17 protein-coding genes are annotated in these 15,841 nt (G+C 37.6%); 4 read left to right on the forward strand and 13 right to left on the reverse strand.

Annotation, left to right across the window (positions count from 1 at the left end; genetic code table 11):
- Positions 1-9: 9 nt before the first annotated feature.
- The 3 genes from T529_RS0104045 to T529_RS0104055 form a co-directional block, all read right to left on the reverse strand.
- Positions 10-1,296 carry a PTS sugar transporter subunit IIC gene (locus tag T529_RS0104045; RefSeq protein ID WP_033162341.1) on the reverse strand — a complete coding sequence of 429 codons (1,287 nt, stop codon included), beginning with the start codon at positions 1,294-1,296 and terminating at the stop codon, positions 10-12.
- 144 nt (positions 1,297-1,440) lie between these two features.
- The gene (locus tag T529_RS0104050; protein WP_033162342.1) at positions 1,441-2,814 is read right to left on the reverse strand and encodes a glycoside hydrolase family 1 protein; all 1,374 of its coding nucleotides are present in this window, start codon (positions 2,812-2,814) and stop codon (positions 1,441-1,443) included.
- Positions 2,815-2,914: 100 nt separating this feature from the next.
- The gene (locus tag T529_RS0104055; protein ID WP_033162343.1) at positions 2,915-3,721 is read right to left on the reverse strand and encodes a MurR/RpiR family transcriptional regulator; all 807 of its coding nucleotides are present in this window, start codon (positions 3,719-3,721) and stop codon (positions 2,915-2,917) included.
- A gap of 195 nt (positions 3,722-3,916) precedes the next feature.
- On the opposite strand from T529_RS0104055, the gene T529_RS0104060 reads away from it, so the two are divergent.
- The 4 genes from T529_RS0104060 to T529_RS0104075 all read left to right on the forward strand — a co-directional run bounded on the left by T529_RS0104060 (position 3,917) and on the right by T529_RS0104075 (position 7,457).
- Entirely contained in the window at positions 3,917-4,300 is a 384-nt protein-coding gene (locus T529_RS0104060) for an Hsp20/alpha crystallin family protein (RefSeq protein ID WP_033162344.1), read from the forward strand.
- A gap of 201 nt (positions 4,301-4,501) precedes the next feature.
- The gene (locus T529_RS0104065) at positions 4,502-5,194 is read left to right on the forward strand and encodes an iron-sulfur cluster assembly scaffold protein (RefSeq protein ID WP_033162345.1); all 693 of its coding nucleotides are present in this window, start codon (positions 4,502-4,504) and stop codon (positions 5,192-5,194) included.
- A 13-nt stretch (positions 5,195-5,207) separates the two neighbouring features.
- A complete protein-coding gene (locus T529_RS0104070) occupies positions 5,208-6,221 on the forward strand; it encodes a GGGtGRT protein (protein ID WP_033162346.1) in 1,014 nt (337 codons plus the stop codon).
- Between the two features lie 426 nt (positions 6,222-6,647).
- Positions 6,648-7,457 carry a hypothetical protein gene (locus tag T529_RS0104075; RefSeq protein ID WP_033162347.1) on the forward strand — a complete coding sequence of 270 codons (810 nt, stop codon included), beginning with the start codon at positions 6,648-6,650 and terminating at the stop codon, positions 7,455-7,457.
- A 79-nt stretch (positions 7,458-7,536) separates the two neighbouring features.
- Here T529_RS0104075 and mgtE read toward each other — a convergent pair whose 3' ends face one another.
- From mgtE to hisD, 10 genes are all read right to left on the reverse strand, one after another.
- Positions 7,537-8,877, reverse strand: a complete 1,341-nt coding sequence (mgtE, locus tag T529_RS0104080) for a magnesium transporter (protein WP_033162348.1) — start codon at positions 8,875-8,877, stop codon at positions 7,537-7,539.
- Positions 8,878-9,097: 220 nt separating this feature from the next.
- Positions 9,098-10,261 (reverse strand): cation diffusion facilitator family transporter, encoded by a 1,164-nt coding sequence (locus tag T529_RS0104085; protein WP_033162349.1) that lies wholly within the window; start codon positions 10,259-10,261, stop codon positions 9,098-9,100.
- A gap of 42 nt (positions 10,262-10,303) precedes the next feature.
- On the reverse strand, positions 10,304-10,657 hold the full coding sequence (locus tag T529_RS0104090; RefSeq protein ID WP_033162350.1) for a hypothetical protein: 354 nt from the start codon (positions 10,655-10,657) through the stop codon (positions 10,304-10,306).
- 81 nt (positions 10,658-10,738) lie between these two features.
- On the reverse strand, positions 10,739-11,527 hold the full coding sequence (locus T529_RS0104095) for a histidinol-phosphatase HisJ family protein (protein WP_033162351.1): 789 nt from the start codon (positions 11,525-11,527) through the stop codon (positions 10,739-10,741).
- Complete coding sequence (gene hisI / locus T529_RS0104100; RefSeq protein ID WP_033162352.1) at positions 11,520-11,873, reverse strand: phosphoribosyl-AMP cyclohydrolase; 354 nt, start codon at positions 11,871-11,873, stop codon at positions 11,520-11,522. Before hisI ends, T529_RS0104095 begins: the two co-directional genes overlap by 8 nt.
- Positions 11,870-12,637 carry an imidazole glycerol phosphate synthase subunit HisF gene (hisF, locus tag T529_RS0104105; protein WP_033162353.1) on the reverse strand — a complete coding sequence of 256 codons (768 nt, stop codon included), beginning with the start codon at positions 12,635-12,637 and terminating at the stop codon, positions 11,870-11,872. Before hisF ends, hisI begins: the two co-directional genes overlap by 4 nt.
- Complete coding sequence (gene hisA / locus T529_RS0104110; protein WP_033162354.1) at positions 12,627-13,346, reverse strand: 1-(5-phosphoribosyl)-5-[(5-phosphoribosylamino)methylideneamino]imidazole-4-carboxamide isomerase; 720 nt, start codon at positions 13,344-13,346, stop codon at positions 12,627-12,629. The genes hisF and hisA overlap by 11 nt, the downstream gene beginning before the upstream one ends.
- Positions 13,340-13,951, reverse strand: a complete 612-nt coding sequence (hisH, locus tag T529_RS0104115) for an imidazole glycerol phosphate synthase subunit HisH (RefSeq protein ID WP_033162355.1) — start codon at positions 13,949-13,951, stop codon at positions 13,340-13,342. Before hisH ends, hisA begins: the two co-directional genes overlap by 7 nt.
- Positions 13,952-14,539, reverse strand: a complete 588-nt coding sequence (gene hisB / locus T529_RS0104120; RefSeq protein WP_033162356.1) for an imidazoleglycerol-phosphate dehydratase HisB — start codon at positions 14,537-14,539, stop codon at positions 13,952-13,954.
- Between the two features lie 3 nt (positions 14,540-14,542).
- Entirely contained in the window at positions 14,543-15,841 is a 1,299-nt protein-coding gene (gene hisD / locus T529_RS0104125) for a histidinol dehydrogenase (RefSeq protein ID WP_033162357.1), read from the reverse strand.

A 15,841-nucleotide genomic window follows, 5' to 3' on the forward strand; every position in this document is an offset into this window, starting at 1 on the left:
AATATCCTCCTAAGAGTTTTCTATTTCGGATTCTTCTTTTTCTAAACATTGCTTATCGTAGATTTTCATAAATGGCAAATAAACACAAACTGCCAGTACAAAGAAAACTAATCCGGCAATGCAGCCTTGCCATTGGTATGTCATAAGATTGATCAGGAAAAATGGTGTACTTCCAAAGATCTGAGCACCATTACAATATGGAACTAGCTTCAGCAATTGCAAGAAATATGTTCCAAATACTTGTAAAGCTGGTACAACAATAACCCAAGGTATAAAGAAAATTGGATTTAAAATCATTGGCAAACCAAAATACGCAGGTTCATCTACTCCAAAAAAGGCTGGAATGAGAGCTAATTTAATAATTGATCGGTTTGATTTAGACTTACATACAATTAAGCCAGCTACTAATAATGCGAGTGATCCAGTTCCAACACTTATATGTGTTCCAACAAATGCATGTGGCAATGCTTGTCCAGCTTGATAAGCAGCCAGATTCTCCAATTGTAATGGCATAAAAATCATCATAATGATTGGTCCAACAGTCATCCCACCATGGATGCCAAAGAACCATAATAAATACATAAACATAATTATGAAGTAATATCCAACAACTGATTTCCCTACAAAGCTCAATGGAATTCTCACTAATGCATACACTGCATCTTGAACATTTCCAAATGGCGTTAGGCCAAATAGGAAATCCACAATAGCAAAGAATGTAATCGTAATTACCCCAGGAATTAATGCTGAAAATTGATTTGAAACTTCTTGAGGCACTGCTTCTGGTAATTTAATTCTAATATCCTTATCAATACAGAATTTAAAAATGATACCAACCAAAAAGCCAACAACAATTGCTAAGAACATGCCTGATGCTCCTAACCAGCTAAAAGGTAAATTTAATGGAGAAAATGTCTTTTTATCAGCTACTGTATATGGTGTAACAATTAAGAAAGAAACAACACTTAGAATGCCTATAGTGATAGCTTGCTTATTAATATTTTTACGATTCGCATATTGATATCCAACACTAAATGTAATAAAGATTGCCATAAAGCCAGTCGTAAATTGATAAATAGTTGCTAAAGCTTTATAAAAGGCAATACCAGAGCTCATAAGCCATTTTTGGTATCCACCAATATCAATGCCCTTCAATAATGCTGCGATAGACCCAATAATAATGACTGGTAAAATCATCATAAATGAGGAACTAATAATATTTAATGTAACACTTTGAGCAAATAATTCAGAAACTTTCGTTAAGATTTGTTTTGCTTTTTCATTAAACTTTGTCATTTTTGATTTCCTTTCTCATAAAGTAAAATTGATATTTGTCGATGAGTAATAATCTATTTTCATCATAAATAATTCAACAGCTTAGATATATCTAGATTCTTATCATATGAATTCTCTTGTCTTTGGATCAATTATAATTTATTTCTATGATATGCACCCATTTTTAATCACATTCTGATACCAGTAAAAACTGTCTTTCTTGATTCTCTTGCAATCCATTGGATCAGTATTTGTCCGGTTGACATAAACTAAGCCATAACGCTTACCAAAGCCTTCATGCGTGCTGACAAGATCCACAAAAGACCATGGGCAATATCCTAATACTGGGTACCCCTCGTCAACTAAGCGCGCTACTTGAACCAAATGTTTCTCTAAATAATCAATACGGTAAACATCATGAATATGACCATCTTCCAGCATATCACTATAAGCCATACCATTTTCGGTAATGATCATTGGTAAGTGATAGCGATCATAGATAGCTCTCATTCCCATATAGAGCCCTTCTGGGTCGATACCAAAATGCATCCATTCGGTTGGCTTAAGTTTCGTATTTCTCACCACATAGAACTGATCAGAAATAAAGAATGGAGGCATATGACTTGTATCATCATCTTTTCTCTTTGCCCTTACTGTTAATGAGGAATAATAATTAACCCCAATAAAGTCAGGATGTTCTCTTAAATACTTTTGATCTTCCTCCAACATTTCTGGATACCAGCCATGTTTCTTAAGATAGCTTGTAAAATGGTGAGAATATGAGCCTTGAATTGATAAATCTAAGAAACTCCACATCAGTTCATCCTGGGCATTCATTGCCGCCTGGACATCTAAAGGATCACTTGTTGCAGGATAGACACTCTGCATGGCAACGACATGACCAATATGTCCATCCGCAATCATTTTATGAAAGAGTCCAATTGTAATCTTTTCCGCCAAGGTCATATGATAGCTCATTTGGTAAAGAACTTGATGTCTCTTGTCATCATCTTTTTCTAGATTACCATTCATGTCATCAGGTGTTGTGGCACACATCTGTTCATTAATGGTTATCCAGTTTTTCACCTTCTTGCCAAATCTTTCAAAGCAAACTTTGGCATAAGCAACATAGGCATCAACACAGCGACGATCACGCCAGCCCCCAAATTCCTCAATTAAATGATAGGGCATTTCAAAATGATAGAGTGTTGGTAAAGGTTCTATACCTTGATTGATAAGCTCATCAATCAATTGATCATAGAAATGTAATCCTTCTTCATTGACTTTATGACCATCAGGCATAATTCGACTCCATAAGAAAGAGAAACGATAGACCTTTAAGCCAAGTTCCTTCATCAATGCCACATCTTCCTTAAAATGATGATAATGATTTGAAGCAATCTTGAAATCAGCTTGACCTTCTGGAATAAAACGCATATCGCTATTGGCAATACCACGTCCCCCTTCTCCATAGCCACCTTCTACCTGAAATGCACTTGTTGAAGCACCCCATAAAAAGTTCTTAGGAAATTGTTTCATATAAGTTTTCCTCCTCGCATGCTTATCGTATCACGTTGGATTCCATTTCTAGCCATCAAGAAAAAGCCCGTAATTGCAGAATTACGAGCTGAGTTTCACTTTATGAAATTCTATTTGAGCCATAACGAATATAGTAGTTCATAATCAGTAGTTCTAGGAAATACATGATTGTGATTCTACCTTCCGTAGAATTATTCATCTTATTAATATGAATAACTTCATCCGAGAACTGCAAGACTTTCCCCACACGCAACATTGTGATTGAAACAATCTTACATCGATTCTTAACAAGTGTATTCATAATGTCTTCATGATGATAAAAGAAACTGCCTTCTAATGAGACAACAATGGCTAGTGAGTCCTGACTTAGACTTTGTGCTAGTTCTAACTGCTTTTCATCACTTGTCCCGATTTGAACAAAGCGATTAAAGGAAGACATCTTGTTTTGAAAATGCAAGCCTGCATAGTTCGCATATTCTAAGCCAAAGAAGGCAATAGAAGAGGCATCATGAAGCATTTCTGCAATGCGTTTCATTTGTCTATAATCTATATTTTCATAAGTAAATTGAATATTCTCAATGACGTTTTGAGTATATGTCTGAAAGATGGATTGGAGATCTGTTTCTTTCGCATTGACAACCTTTTTATCATAATCAACATCAATTGCAAGCGTCGAAGCAATCTCATCTTTAAAATCCTTATAGCTTGCATAACCAAGTTTCCTTACAAATCTTGTAATGGTACTCGCTGAAACAAAGCATAAATCTGCAAGTTCATAGATTGTCAGCTGTGGAATTTCATGATAATGCTTCACTATCATTCTTGCGACATCATATTCCGATGCCTTACCCTCTCCAAAATTCACAAAATTCAGCAATCTTGCCATGATAGAAATACCCTTAATCATCTTCTCCACACTCCTATATCCCATAGTATACCAAATTATTGCACAACAACCATACCATTCCTTCTAAAGCACACTGTATTTAGCACTCTTTAAAAGAAAGTGCTTATTTTTAGCACTTATTAGTTGACACTGCTAAATCGGAAGAGTAAAGTAATAGATGTAAAAGATAAAGAAACACAAAAGGAGTGGATATATATGTATTTTAACTTATTCGATGATTTATTTAATGATGATTACTTTGCCCCTGCTAAGAAAGTAAGTTCAATGAAAACTGATATTTATGAACAGGGTGATAACTATGTTTTAGCTATTGAATTACCAGGTATCAATAAGGAACAGGTAAAGCTTAATTTGAAAGATGGTTATTTGACTGTTTCAGTAACTGCCTCAGAAGTGAAAGAAGGCAATATGATTCGTAGCGAACGTTATCATGGCGATGCTAGCCGTAGCTTCTATGTCGGTGAGGAATTCAAGCCTGAAGACATCAAAGCACGCTTTGAAAATGGTGAATTGTTTATTACTTTACCTAAAGAAGCACCTAAGAAAATTGAAGAAACTCATTATATTAATATTGACTAACAGAAATTACCCCCTGTTATTCATATAAATTTGGCATCCATCTGGATGCCTTTTTTACGTTTATTGAGATTATGCTAAAGTCAAGAGTTTTGTTGACTTTAAAGGGGCTAGAGAATATAATTTTCGTAGGTGAAACCCTCACCTTTTAGTCTGACTTTTTGGACGAAGTCAGAAACGCGTCATAGGAGAAAGGAGTAAAAAATGATTTATTCAAACGAAGTTGAAGAAATGTATTGCGTTAAACAGGGCGGCAATCATGGTTGTGCCCCTATTCCTGAAGAAGGAAAATGGGTTTATTCAAAAGAGATTAAGGATATCTCTGGATACACTCATGGTATCGGCTGGTGTGCACCTCAGCAGGGTACTGCTAAATTATCTCTAAATGTTAAGGAAGGTATCATCGAAGAATGTTTAATTGAAACAGTTGGATGTTCTGGTATGACACATTCTGCAGCAATGGCTGCTGAAGCTATTGTTGGCCGTACAGTACTTGAAGCATTAAATACTGACTTAGTATGTGATGCCATCAACACTGCCATGAGAGAATTATTCTTACAGATTGTTTACGGTCGTTCACAGTCTGCATTCTCTGAAGGTGGTTTAGTAATCGGTGCTGGCCTTGAAGACTTAGGTAAAGGCTTAAGATCAATGGTTGGTACTACTTACGCAACTAAAGCTAAAGGTCCTCGTTACCTTGAATTAACTGAAGGTTATATCACAAGAGTTGCCTTAGATAATGATGATCAGATCTGCGGATATGAATTCGTTAACTTAGGCAGAATGATGGATATGATTAAGGCTGGAGAAGATGCTAACGAAGCTGTTAAGAAAGCTACTGGTCACTATGGTAGATTCGAAAATGCTGCTAAGTACATCGATCCAAGAAAGGAATAAGGAGGATTACATAATGGCTATCGAATTCGAAGGTTATGAAAGAAGAATTAAACAGATCAACGCTAAGTTAAATGAATATGGCATTAAAGACTTAGAAGAAGCAAAGAAGATCTGTGACGATGCAGGCGTAGATGCTTATGGTATCGTTCAGTCTACTCAGCCAATCTGCTTCGAAAACGCTAAATGGGCTTACACTGTAGGTGCTGCTTTAGCTATCAAGCATGGTGATAAGAAAGCAAAAGATGCTGCTAAGACTATTGGTGAAGGTTTACAGTCATTCTGTATCCCTGGTTCAGTTGCTGATGACCGTAAAGTTGGTTTAGGTCATGGTAACTTAGGTGCAAGATTACTTGATGAAGAAACTAAGTGTTTCGCATTCTTAGCTGGTCATGAATCTTTCGCTGCTGCTGAAGGTGCAATCAAGATTGCATTAAACGCAAATACAGTAAGACAGCAGCCATTAAGAGTTATCTTAAATGGTTTAGGTAAAGATGCTGCTAAGATCATCTCAAGAGTTAATGGTTTCACTTATGTTGAAACACAGTTCGATTATTTCACTGGTAAAGTAAATGTTCTTTCAAGAACTCCTTACTCTGATGGTGACAGAGCTAAAGTTAACTGCTATGGTGCAGATGACGTACGTGAAGGCGTAGCAATCATGTGGTTAGAAGATGTTGATGTATCTATCACAGGTAACTCAACTAACCCAACTCGTTTCCAGCATCCAGTAGCTGGTACTTATAAGAAAGAAAGAATCGAAGCTGGTAGACCTTACTTCTCAGTTGCTTCTGGTGGAGGAACTGGTCGTACATTACATCCAGATAACATGGCTGCAGGACCTGCTTCATATGGTATGACTGATACTATGGGTCGTATGCATTCAGATGCACAGTTCGCTGGTTCTTCATCAGTACCTGCTCACGTAGAAATGATGGGCTTAATCGGTATGGGTAACAACCCAATGGTTGGTGCTACTGTTGCCGTTGCTGTTGCAGTTGAAAAAGCTGCTGCTGAAGGCAAATTCTAAAATCATTCAACTTTAATAATAAAAGGAAGGTCTTCTCCTATGAACCTTCCTTTTTCTTTGCATGGGATTGTATTATTTTTCATGAACCATTACAAGCCTGAATAATCATTGATTATTAGTTTTACTAGCCTTTAAAAGAAAGCCAGTCACAATGAGATGCTATAAGAAACAATCCTGATGACAAAATGTGTATGAAAGACGCAACTCTAAAGTACATTTGTGAATGTTTTTAGAAAAAATATTTGATAAAGAAATATGTATTGGAAGAATTTCTTTAAAGGCAGGGAATAAGCTTGTAGCCCCTTTCTACACTACACAACAAGATATCATTCAAAATAACAATAAACTTTGCTATAATATTGCCCGTAGGAATAAGATAAGCTATCAATTTTAACCAAAAACATAGCGATAACGAAAGGAGAAATAATGCAATATTATAATAAAAACAATCTACCCATAACAATCGGTCAAGCCATTGATGCCTATGGATCTACAGATATAAAAGAAATAAAGCTTTATGGTGAAATAGATGAAACACATGGTTTTATGGTAACAGATCAGGGGTTCTATTATTGTGTTAATAAGCCAGGCTTTTTCCCGTTTGAAAACTTAAGTGATATTATCATTCATAAAGAGCATGGCAAGAGTGATCAGCTCATTCTTAAGGGTGAGAAGACTGCACGTTTTAATGGTAATGAAACGTTTTGCAAGATGATTGCTGAAGCTATTGGTCAACTGACAAATCTTGAAGTACATTATGAGATGAGCGATGTTGATGCAATTTACTATTATGGCGGTATTATTCTAAATGACATTAAAAATGATGCTTATGAAGATACAGCACTCACACCACTTCAAGAAGAAAGCTTAAATGCCTATCTTGAAGAACTTGAAGAAAACAAAGATACTGAACTTCAGACTTATATGATGAATATGAGTTTACTTGGTGATAAGATTATGAATCTTGTTGAGGAATTAGAACTTGACAGTGATGAAATTGATGCCCTCGAGAAGGCTGTCGCAAAGGATCGTGAAAAACAGAATTCCATGTTCGAACAGGCTAGAGAGATGTACAATAAGAATCCTGATCTTATTAAAAGTATGACAGGCATTGACCCAGAAAGCATTAAGGATAAATCTCCAGAGGAGCTGAATCAAATGCTAGATGACTTATGTGATCGTTTCAATATCTCTAAAGACCAGCTTATGCAATTAGCTTCTAAATTTAAAAAATAATATCTATAAAAAGCATTCTCTTTTAATGAGAATGCTTTTTCAATAACGAATAAAAAAGATGAACTGAGCATTCATCTTTCTAGACAAGTAGCGGTAAGAACATTGTTGCTAGACCTAGGAAAAAGAAGAATCCTAGACAGTCAGTAACAGTCGTGACAAATACACCACTAGCAAGCGCTGGGTCAATGTGCATTTTCTTAAGAATGACTGGTACGAGGTAACCCGCAAAGTTAGCAGCAATCATATTCAACAACATTGCGAGCGCGGCAACAACGCCAAACCAAGGATTATGAGCAAAGATTGTTGAACCAATACCGACAATAATACCAATGACAATACCAGTCAGTACCCCTACACCTAATTCTTTTAAGAAAATACGTAAGGCATTATCCTTCGTAACTTCATTCAGTGATAAACCACGAACAAGAATTGTAAGAGACTGGGTTCCGGCATTCCCACCCATGCCTGTTACAATACTCATAACAGCGGATAAGGAGACAACTTTCTCAATTGTTCCTGAGAAATTATTGACAACGGCTGCTGCTAAAACTGCTGTTGCCAAATTCACAACAAGCCAAGGAATACGTGACTTGAATGATTCTGAGAGTGTTGAATCAACATCTTCTTCTGAATCCATACCAGCCATCAAGTTCATATCTTCGGTTGTTTCTTCTTCCATGACATCTAAGATATCATCAATTTCAATGATACCAAGCATCTTATTATCATCATCAACAACAGGCATTAAAGAATAACCATACTTTTTAAATGTATTGGCAACTTCTTCCTGGTCTTCCTTATAGTTAATGGCAATGACATTATCATTAATAATATCCATCATCTTAGTATCAAATGAACTTCTGACAATATCACGTAAAGCTACGACGCCTTTTAGATGGTCTAAGGCATCTACGACATACAGATATGACTTAATTTCCTCTTCATCTTCAACTGACTGCAAATATTTCAAAGTATCCGCAACAGTATTCTTTGCGAAGATATAGACATATTCGGTTGTCATGATACCACCGGCAGTTTCTGGGTCATAGCTTAATAACTGCTTGACTTGCTGCTGGTCATCTGGTTCTAGTTCGCTTAAGACTTCACGTCCTTCTTCTTCATCAAGTTCCCCAACTAAGTCGGTTAACTCATCGTCACTCATCTCATCCAAGATTTCTTTACGACGATTCTTTGGGAACATATGCAAGAACTCATACTGGTCGTCTTCATCGTCCATTTCTTCGACGATGTCGGCAACAATATCATCAGGGATATCATTCAAGAGTTCTCGACGCTGATCTTCATCTTCTGTTTCTTCTAATAATTCAAGTAAGTCAGCTGGATGAATATCATCGATTTCTTCCTGTATTTCTTCTCTTGTATGATTTAAGAGAAGGTCTTTTAATCTATTCTTTTCCATATCGATCCTCCATTATTTTTCTTTTTTTAGAGGCGATACGTCATACAATATGCGAATCCTTAATACAGACATGCTCTTAAAAGGAGTGTATTGTATGAGGATCGCGGCACGCTATCGGTTTTGTCCATCTACTTACATCTCCTTTCATTCTGTTTCAAATTCTAGCATAATCCCTATCAAAAAACCACTTGTAAAGGGTTATAAAAATGGAAAAATTTCGTTAAATAAAGGAATGATCAAACTGTAGTATACAGATGATTTCCGGGTTATCCACTTTCATTTTTTCTTCAATCTTTTGACGAATGATTTCTTCATCAACCTTGTCATCATTAGGGATAAGAATATCACATATGAGTTGAGGTTGTTCTCCCTTGACAAGATGAAAATCATGAATCGAATAATTCTTGTTGATATCATGGACAATCTTTTCCATTTTATCTTTGAGTAATTGTGTTGTTTGATCATGGGTTTCAATAGGATCATAGTGTATGGTTGTCATGATATTGTATTTCTTCAAGATATTTCTTTCGATGCCATCGATAAGATGGTGAGCATCAATCAATGTCATATCGTTATCTACTTCTGCATGTAGCACGCAAAAACGTGAACCTGGGCCATAGTCATGAAACATCATATCATGAATGCCTAATATGTCTGGCTGACTGAGGACATATTGCTTAATCTCATCTACAAGCTCTGGATCAGGTGTACAGCCTAAGATTGAGTCAATCATCGTAGAGATTGTTTCTACCCCACCCTTTATGACAATAATTGATACGACAAGACCGACAGCACCATCAACAGGCCAGCTTGTAAAAGCCCCGCCCAATAAGCCAATAATAGAGGCAATATTGGAAAGAACATCATTCTTAGAATCAATAGCCGCTGCTTTAAGCGTCTTGGAGTCAATTGTATCACCAATCGCATTATTAAAATAAAACATCCAGCCCTTAATCCCAATTGTAAAAATCAAAGCAATAATAATAACCACATTCACCTTAAGTTCAACCGGCTTGATAATATGCATGATGGCTTCATATCCTGAAAGAATACCAACGATAAAAATCAAACAGCCAATCACTAAGCCCATGAGATATTCATAACGGCCATGGCCATAGGGATGTTCCATGTCAGGATGTTTTTGTGCTAACGCGAAGCCAAGCAGGCTGGCAATATTGCTGCCAACATCAGAGAAGTTGTTTAAGCCATCGGCAATAACTGAAGAAGAGTGGGCAATAAAGCCAAGCACGAGCTTGAAAGATGCACAGATGATATTGAGGAAGATTGCGACAATGGATGCAAGCATACCATATTGTACACGTACTTTTGCATTGGTTGTATCGCTGTAGTCTTTGACAAATTTCTTGATAAGAAAATGAATCATTATTTATCCCCTCCCTTATAAAAAAAGCAGGAAAGCCCTGCTTTAAAAAATATCTACAATTCTTTTTAAATAAACATTGCGTCCCTGTCTTTCAACAAGGCCTGCTTCTTCCAATTCATTCAAGTAGCCAGCAATCTTTTCTTTGTCTACCTTCTTATTGGCAATCTTTTTCAGTGTTTCAATAATCATTGGAGAATCATCCTTAATATAAGCATTATTCTCATTATCAAACATTGGTGATTTCAGCATCACATTAAGGCAAGCTACATAAGCCCATTTCACTTCTAGACGAACAAGCTTATACTGCATACCATCAAATAGTTCAGCTGGTACATAATATTTATCCTTATTGTCATTAACTAAATCATGAATATCTGTTTTATTAAAAGGTTCCATGCCCTACCTCCATTACATCTAGCCCCATTATAACATTCTTCCTAGCTTCTTGCATTCTTTTTAACGAAAAAGAAAGACAGCCTAGCTATCTTTCTTGCGCTTTGTAAAGGTTGTGACATCTTCAAAGCCAATCTTTTGATAAGCCTTTAAGACATCTTCGACATGGCTGCCAACTGTTTCTACGACATGGCTATCACTGCCCACAGTGACAATTCTGCCGCCTAATTCATAATAACGTTTGATGATATCAAAGTTAGGAAAACCACATGTCTTATTCACTTTATAGCCCGATGTATTGACTTCAATGCCTTTACCTTTTTTAATTAACGTTAAAAGTATTTCATCAATGATATCTTGATAGGCTTGATGATCCACACTTTTATCAGTATATGGACCATAGCGCATTATATAATCAAGATGTCCAAGGATATTGAAACAATCAAAGGTCTGTACACATTTGAGTGTTTCAAGGAAGAACTCTTTGTGGGCTTCTTCCTTTGTTTTATTTTTGAAATATTCACCATAATAGAATTCCGTATGATGGATGACATGGATGCTGCCAATGACAAAGTCAAATGGTGCACTAGCTACAAAATCATTAATTTCCTGAATATGATCTGTGTCCAATCCCATTTCTACACCAATCTTTACTTTGATCTGATTGGCATATTGATCTCTTAAAGCTTCCATTGTAGGAAAATAGCTTGATAGATCAAGTTCAAAGGGATCGATGGGATAGTCAAAGTCACGATGATCTGTAAAACAGATTTCATCAAAGCCATCTTTAATAGCTTTTTGAATATAGCTTTCTGGATTTGCCTCAGAATCAAAAGAGAATCTTGTATGCAGATGATAGTCAATCTTACGCATGTTCATCACCTACAAAAGTAATCTTTTTGACTTCTGGTAAGACTTCATTGAAGAAGCATGAATAGCTACCTGTATGGCAGGCTACACCAACCTGTTCCACCTCAATCAACAATGTGTCTGCATCGCAATCAAGATACATGCTTTTGATATATTGCAGATGTCCGCTTGTCTCACCTTTATGCCATAACTCCTGACGGGAACGGCTATAGAAATAGGTTTCATGTGTCTTTAACATCATGTCATAAGCTTCTTCATTGACATAAGCTAACATCAAGACTTGTTTTGTATTGACATCCTGAACAATTGCCGGAATCATATTCTGCATTTTCTTAAAATCAGGTCTCATCGATTTCTCCTTACTGGAATATGGCGTTTCGCACATATCTCCTTCACTTCATCAACGGTAGCTTCCTGGTAGTGGAAAAGACTTGCGGCTAAAGCAGCATCACAATTTGTCTTCTCGAAGACATCAGCAATATCTTCCTTGCCACCACATCCCCCACTGGCAATAACAGGAATATGTACAGCTTCTACAACAGTTTTCAACATTTCAATATCAAAGCCTTCTCTTGTCCCATCAGCATCCATGCTTGTCAGCAATATTTCACCAGCACCTAATGCTTCACACTTCTTGACCCATTCAAGAAGATCAATGCCGGTATTTTCTCTTCCCCCGGCAATATAGACATCCCAGCCGGAATGATCTTCACGCATTTTAGCATCAACAGCAACAACAACACACTGTACGCCAAATTCATCACTTGCTTCTTTGATCAATTGTGGATTCTTGATGGCAGCTGAGTTTACTGACACTTTATCCGCCCCCACCGAAAGAATCATGCGAAAATCTTCAAGTGAGCGAATCCCGCCACCAACACATAGTGGAATGGAAAGCTCATTGGCAGCACGCTGAATGACATCTTTGATGATTCCGCGATCTTCATAGGTTGCCGTAATATCAAGAAAGACAACTTCATCAGCACACTGACGATCATATTCTTTAGCAAGCTCAACAGGATCGCCAACATCCTTCAAGCCCACAAAATTTACCCCTTTAACAACCTTGCCATCCTTAATATCAAGACAAGGAATAATACGTTTAGCCAACATTCTTGATCACCTCTTCTAGATGAATACGTCCTTCATAATAAGCTTTGCCGACAATACATGCATAATAGCCTAGCTTATTGACTTCATAGACATCGTCATCATCTTTGACACCACCACTTACGACAAACTGGATCTTGGAGTGCTGGGCAATATTCTTATAGACAGGAAAACTTGGGCCTGTTAATGTGCCATCTTTGGAAATATCTGTACAGACAATCGTCTTGACGCCAATCTTTTCCAATTCATCAATAAAATCAAGATAATACACCTGACTTGTTTCTAGCCAGCCACTTGTCGAAACATAGCCATCACGTATATCCACCCCAACAACAATCCTTTCCGATCCATAGTCCTCTATGCAGGCTTTCACAAACTCAGGATTCTCTAAGGCCACCGTACCAAGAATAACACGATTAATACCAACATTATTTAAATAGAAATCAACTGTTTCCTTATCCCTTATGCCACCGCCAAGTTCCATCGGAATAGAGATGGCCTCACGCATCTTTTTGATAGTTTCCTTATTGGATGCCTTGGCATCCTTAGCACCATCTAAATCGACGACATGAAGATACTTTGCTCCCATGTCTTCAAACGTCTTGGCAAGTTCTTCAGGATGGGAAGAATAGACTGTTTTTTGTTTATAATCACCTTTATAAAGACGGACAGCTTCACCGCCTTGCAGGTCTATTGCAGGAATGACTAACATGATACCAACTCCTTGAATGCCAATAAGATTTTCTTGCCGACTTCACCACTTTTTTCAGGATGGAACTGACAGCCGATAACATTATCCTTAATAACCACAGCTGGTACTTTCACACCGCCATATGAAGCATAGGCAATCAGTTCATCATCAGTCGTATGGGCACGATACGAATGAACGAAGTAGACATAGTCTCCTTCCTGAACATATTTTAACAAGGGATGGGGATGATTGATGACAAGCTGATTCCATCCCATATGAGGAATCTTGGCCTTGACATCATCCATGTACTTCACTTCACCATCGAGAAAACCTAAGCCCTTTGTTTCTTCGACTTCATAGCCCTTTTCAAATAAAACCTGCATGCCTAGGCAGATGCCCATGATGGGTGTTTTTTTTGCTTTGACTTCGTTGAGGACCTCAATAAGATGTTCATTTTCTAAATTCTTCATTGCCACAGGGAATGTTCCAACACCCGGCAAGATCACTCCATCAGCCTGAAGAATGACTTCAGGATCACTTGTAACTTCAACATCCATATCTAGACGTCTTAAGGCATTTGTGACTGAACCCAAATTACCTACATGATAATCAATGACAGCAATCATCTACAACACCCCTTTAGAAGATACAATTTCATCACGATATTTCTCATTAATCGTTACGGCTTCTTTAAGAGCTCTTGCAAAGCTCTTAAAACATGCTTCAATGACATGATGCATATTCTTGCCATAGGCTTCATTGAAATGCAGGGTCATGCCACTATTGAAGGCAAAGGCTCTAAAGAATTCTTCGGTCATTTCTGTCTGATAATTGCCAAGCAAGACATTATCGAGCGTGACATTGAAGACAAGGAAAGGACGGCCTGATAAGTCAAGATTGCAGGCAACTAAGGCTTCATCCATAGGAATGGTGAAGGCGCCATAGCGTGTAATGCCCTTCTTGTCACCTAATGCCTGGCTGAGACATTGTCCTAAGACAATGCCTAGATCTTCAATCGTATGATGACTATCGACCTGTAAGTCACCATCAACTCTGACATAGAGGTCAAACTTGCCATGAAAGGCCAGCAGTTCCAACATATGGTCCATAAAGCCCACACCTGTAGAAACATCTACCTGGCCACTTCCATCCAAATTCAAATCAACCTTGACCTTAGTCTCTTTGGTATCTCTTGCAATATGTGCTTCTCGCATAGACTAATCCTCCTCGAATCTCACTTTTAAGCTATTCGCATGAGCATCCAAGCCTTCCTTATGCGCGAATGTCATCACATCATCCTTAAATGTCGCTAAGACTTCTTTTGGATAATAAGAATAAGCAGAATGTTTAATAAAATCATATACGCCTAAAGCACTATAGAACTTCGCTGTACCACCTGTTGGTAAGACATGGTTTGTCCCTGACATATAGTCACCAAGAGGTTCTGGGGAATATTCTCCCAAGAAGATACTTCCAGCATTTGTGATCAGAGGAAGTGCTTCGATAGGATTAGCAGTTAAGACTTCAAGATGCTCTGGTGCTAGGTCATTTGAGACTTCAAAGGCATGTTTCAAGTCATCAGCAAGAACAGCCCCACCATAATTCTTAATTGATTCACGAATAATGTCCTCTCTAGGCAAGCTGACAACCTGTCTTTCAAGTTCCTGATCCACTTCATCAATCAGTTTTTCACTTGTCGTAATCAGGATAGCTGATGCAAGACGATCATGTTCAGCCTGACTCATCAAGTCAGCAGCAACATATTTAGGATTAGCAGTTTCATCAGCTACAATAAGTATTTCTGATGGTCCAGCAATCATATCAATATCAACAACGCCATAACATAACTTCTTAGCCGTGGCGACAAAGATATTCCCTGGTCCAACAATCTTATCCGCTTTCTTGATGGTTTTAGTGCCATAGGCAGCAGCAGCTACACCTTGTGCCCCACCTGCTTTATAGATTGTTTCAATACCAGCGACATAAGCTGCAGCTAATATAACATCCGATACCTTGCCATCAGCCTTGACTGGCGTAATGATATAGAGGTGTTTGACACCAGCTAGTTTAGCAGGAATGGCATTCATCATGACGGTTGAAGGATATGTTGCGGTTCCACCTGGTACATAGAGCGCAACGGTATCAATTGGTGTGACCTTGCTGCCAAGAATAACACCATCTTCCTTATAAATAGCCCAGCTTTTTTCAATCTGGTTTTTATGATATGTGATCAGCTGCTCTTTTGTTCGTTCAAGAATACGAATGAAATCTGGACCGATACGTGTAACAGCATCCATGATTTCCTGCTTCGTTACAATAAGATCTGCTGTACTTTCTGGTTTAAAGCCATCAAACTTGGCACAATATTCCAAGAGTGCCTTATCTCCCCCATTAGCGACATTGGTAATAATGTCAAGAACACTCTTGTTGACTTCGGCTGAAATTTCAGTCTTACGGCCATGTAATTTTGTTTCTATTTCTTTAAGATTCCCCTTAAATGTCATTCTTTTCAACAT

It is taken from the genome of Sharpea azabuensis DSM 18934 (assembly GCF_000702165.1).
GTDB lineage: Bacteria > Bacillota_I > Bacilli_A > Erysipelotrichales > Coprobacillaceae > Sharpea > Sharpea azabuensis.

Excerpts from the sequence above, each read along its gene's own strand:
- hisD (WP_033162357.1), bottom strand. The coding sequence starts at position 15,841 with ATGTTGAAAAGAATGACATTTAAGGGGAATCTTAAAGAAATAGAAACA.
- T529_RS0104065 (WP_033162345.1), top strand. The coding sequence starts at position 4,502 with ATGATTTATTCAAACGAAGTTGAAGAAATGTATTGCGTTAAACAGGGC.
- T529_RS0104055 (WP_033162343.1), bottom strand. The coding sequence starts at position 3,721 with ATGATTAAGGGTATTTCTATCATGGCAAGATTGCTGAATTTTGTGAAT.
- hisI (WP_033162352.1), bottom strand. The coding sequence starts at position 11,873 with ATGAGACCTGATTTTAAGAAAATGCAGAATATGATTCCGGCAATTGTT.
- T529_RS0104045 (WP_033162341.1), bottom strand. The coding sequence starts at position 1,296 with ATGACAAAGTTTAATGAAAAAGCAAAACAAATCTTAACGAAAGTTTCT.
- mgtE (WP_033162348.1), bottom strand. The coding sequence starts at position 8,877 with ATGGAAAAGAATAGATTAAAAGACCTTCTCTTAAATCATACAAGAGAA.
- hisA (WP_033162354.1), bottom strand. The coding sequence starts at position 13,346 with ATGTTAGTCATTCCTGCAATAGACCTGCAAGGCGGTGAAGCTGTCCGT.
- hisF (WP_033162353.1), bottom strand. The coding sequence starts at position 12,637 with ATGTTGGCTAAACGTATTATTCCTTGTCTTGATATTAAGGATGGCAAG.
- T529_RS0104060 (WP_033162344.1), top strand. The coding sequence starts at position 3,917 with ATGTATTTTAACTTATTCGATGATTTATTTAATGATGATTACTTTGCC.
- T529_RS0104070 (WP_033162346.1), top strand. The coding sequence starts at position 5,208 with ATGGCTATCGAATTCGAAGGTTATGAAAGAAGAATTAAACAGATCAAC.
- T529_RS0104095 (WP_033162351.1), bottom strand. The coding sequence starts at position 11,527 with ATGCGTAAGATTGACTATCATCTGCATACAAGATTCTCTTTTGATTCT.
- T529_RS0104050 (WP_033162342.1), bottom strand. The coding sequence starts at position 2,814 with ATGAAACAATTTCCTAAGAACTTTTTATGGGGTGCTTCAACAAGTGCA.
- T529_RS0104085 (WP_033162349.1), bottom strand. The coding sequence starts at position 10,261 with ATGATTCATTTTCTTATCAAGAAATTTGTCAAAGACTACAGCGATACA.
- T529_RS0104090 (WP_033162350.1), bottom strand. The coding sequence starts at position 10,657 with ATGGAACCTTTTAATAAAACAGATATTCATGATTTAGTTAATGACAAT.
- hisH (WP_033162355.1), bottom strand. The coding sequence starts at position 13,951 with ATGATTGCTGTCATTGATTATCATGTAGGTAATTTGGGTTCAGTCACA.
- hisB (WP_033162356.1), bottom strand. The coding sequence starts at position 14,539 with ATGCGAGAAGCACATATTGCAAGAGATACCAAAGAGACTAAGGTCAAG.
- T529_RS0104075 (WP_033162347.1), top strand. The coding sequence starts at position 6,648 with ATGCAATATTATAATAAAAACAATCTACCCATAACAATCGGTCAAGCC.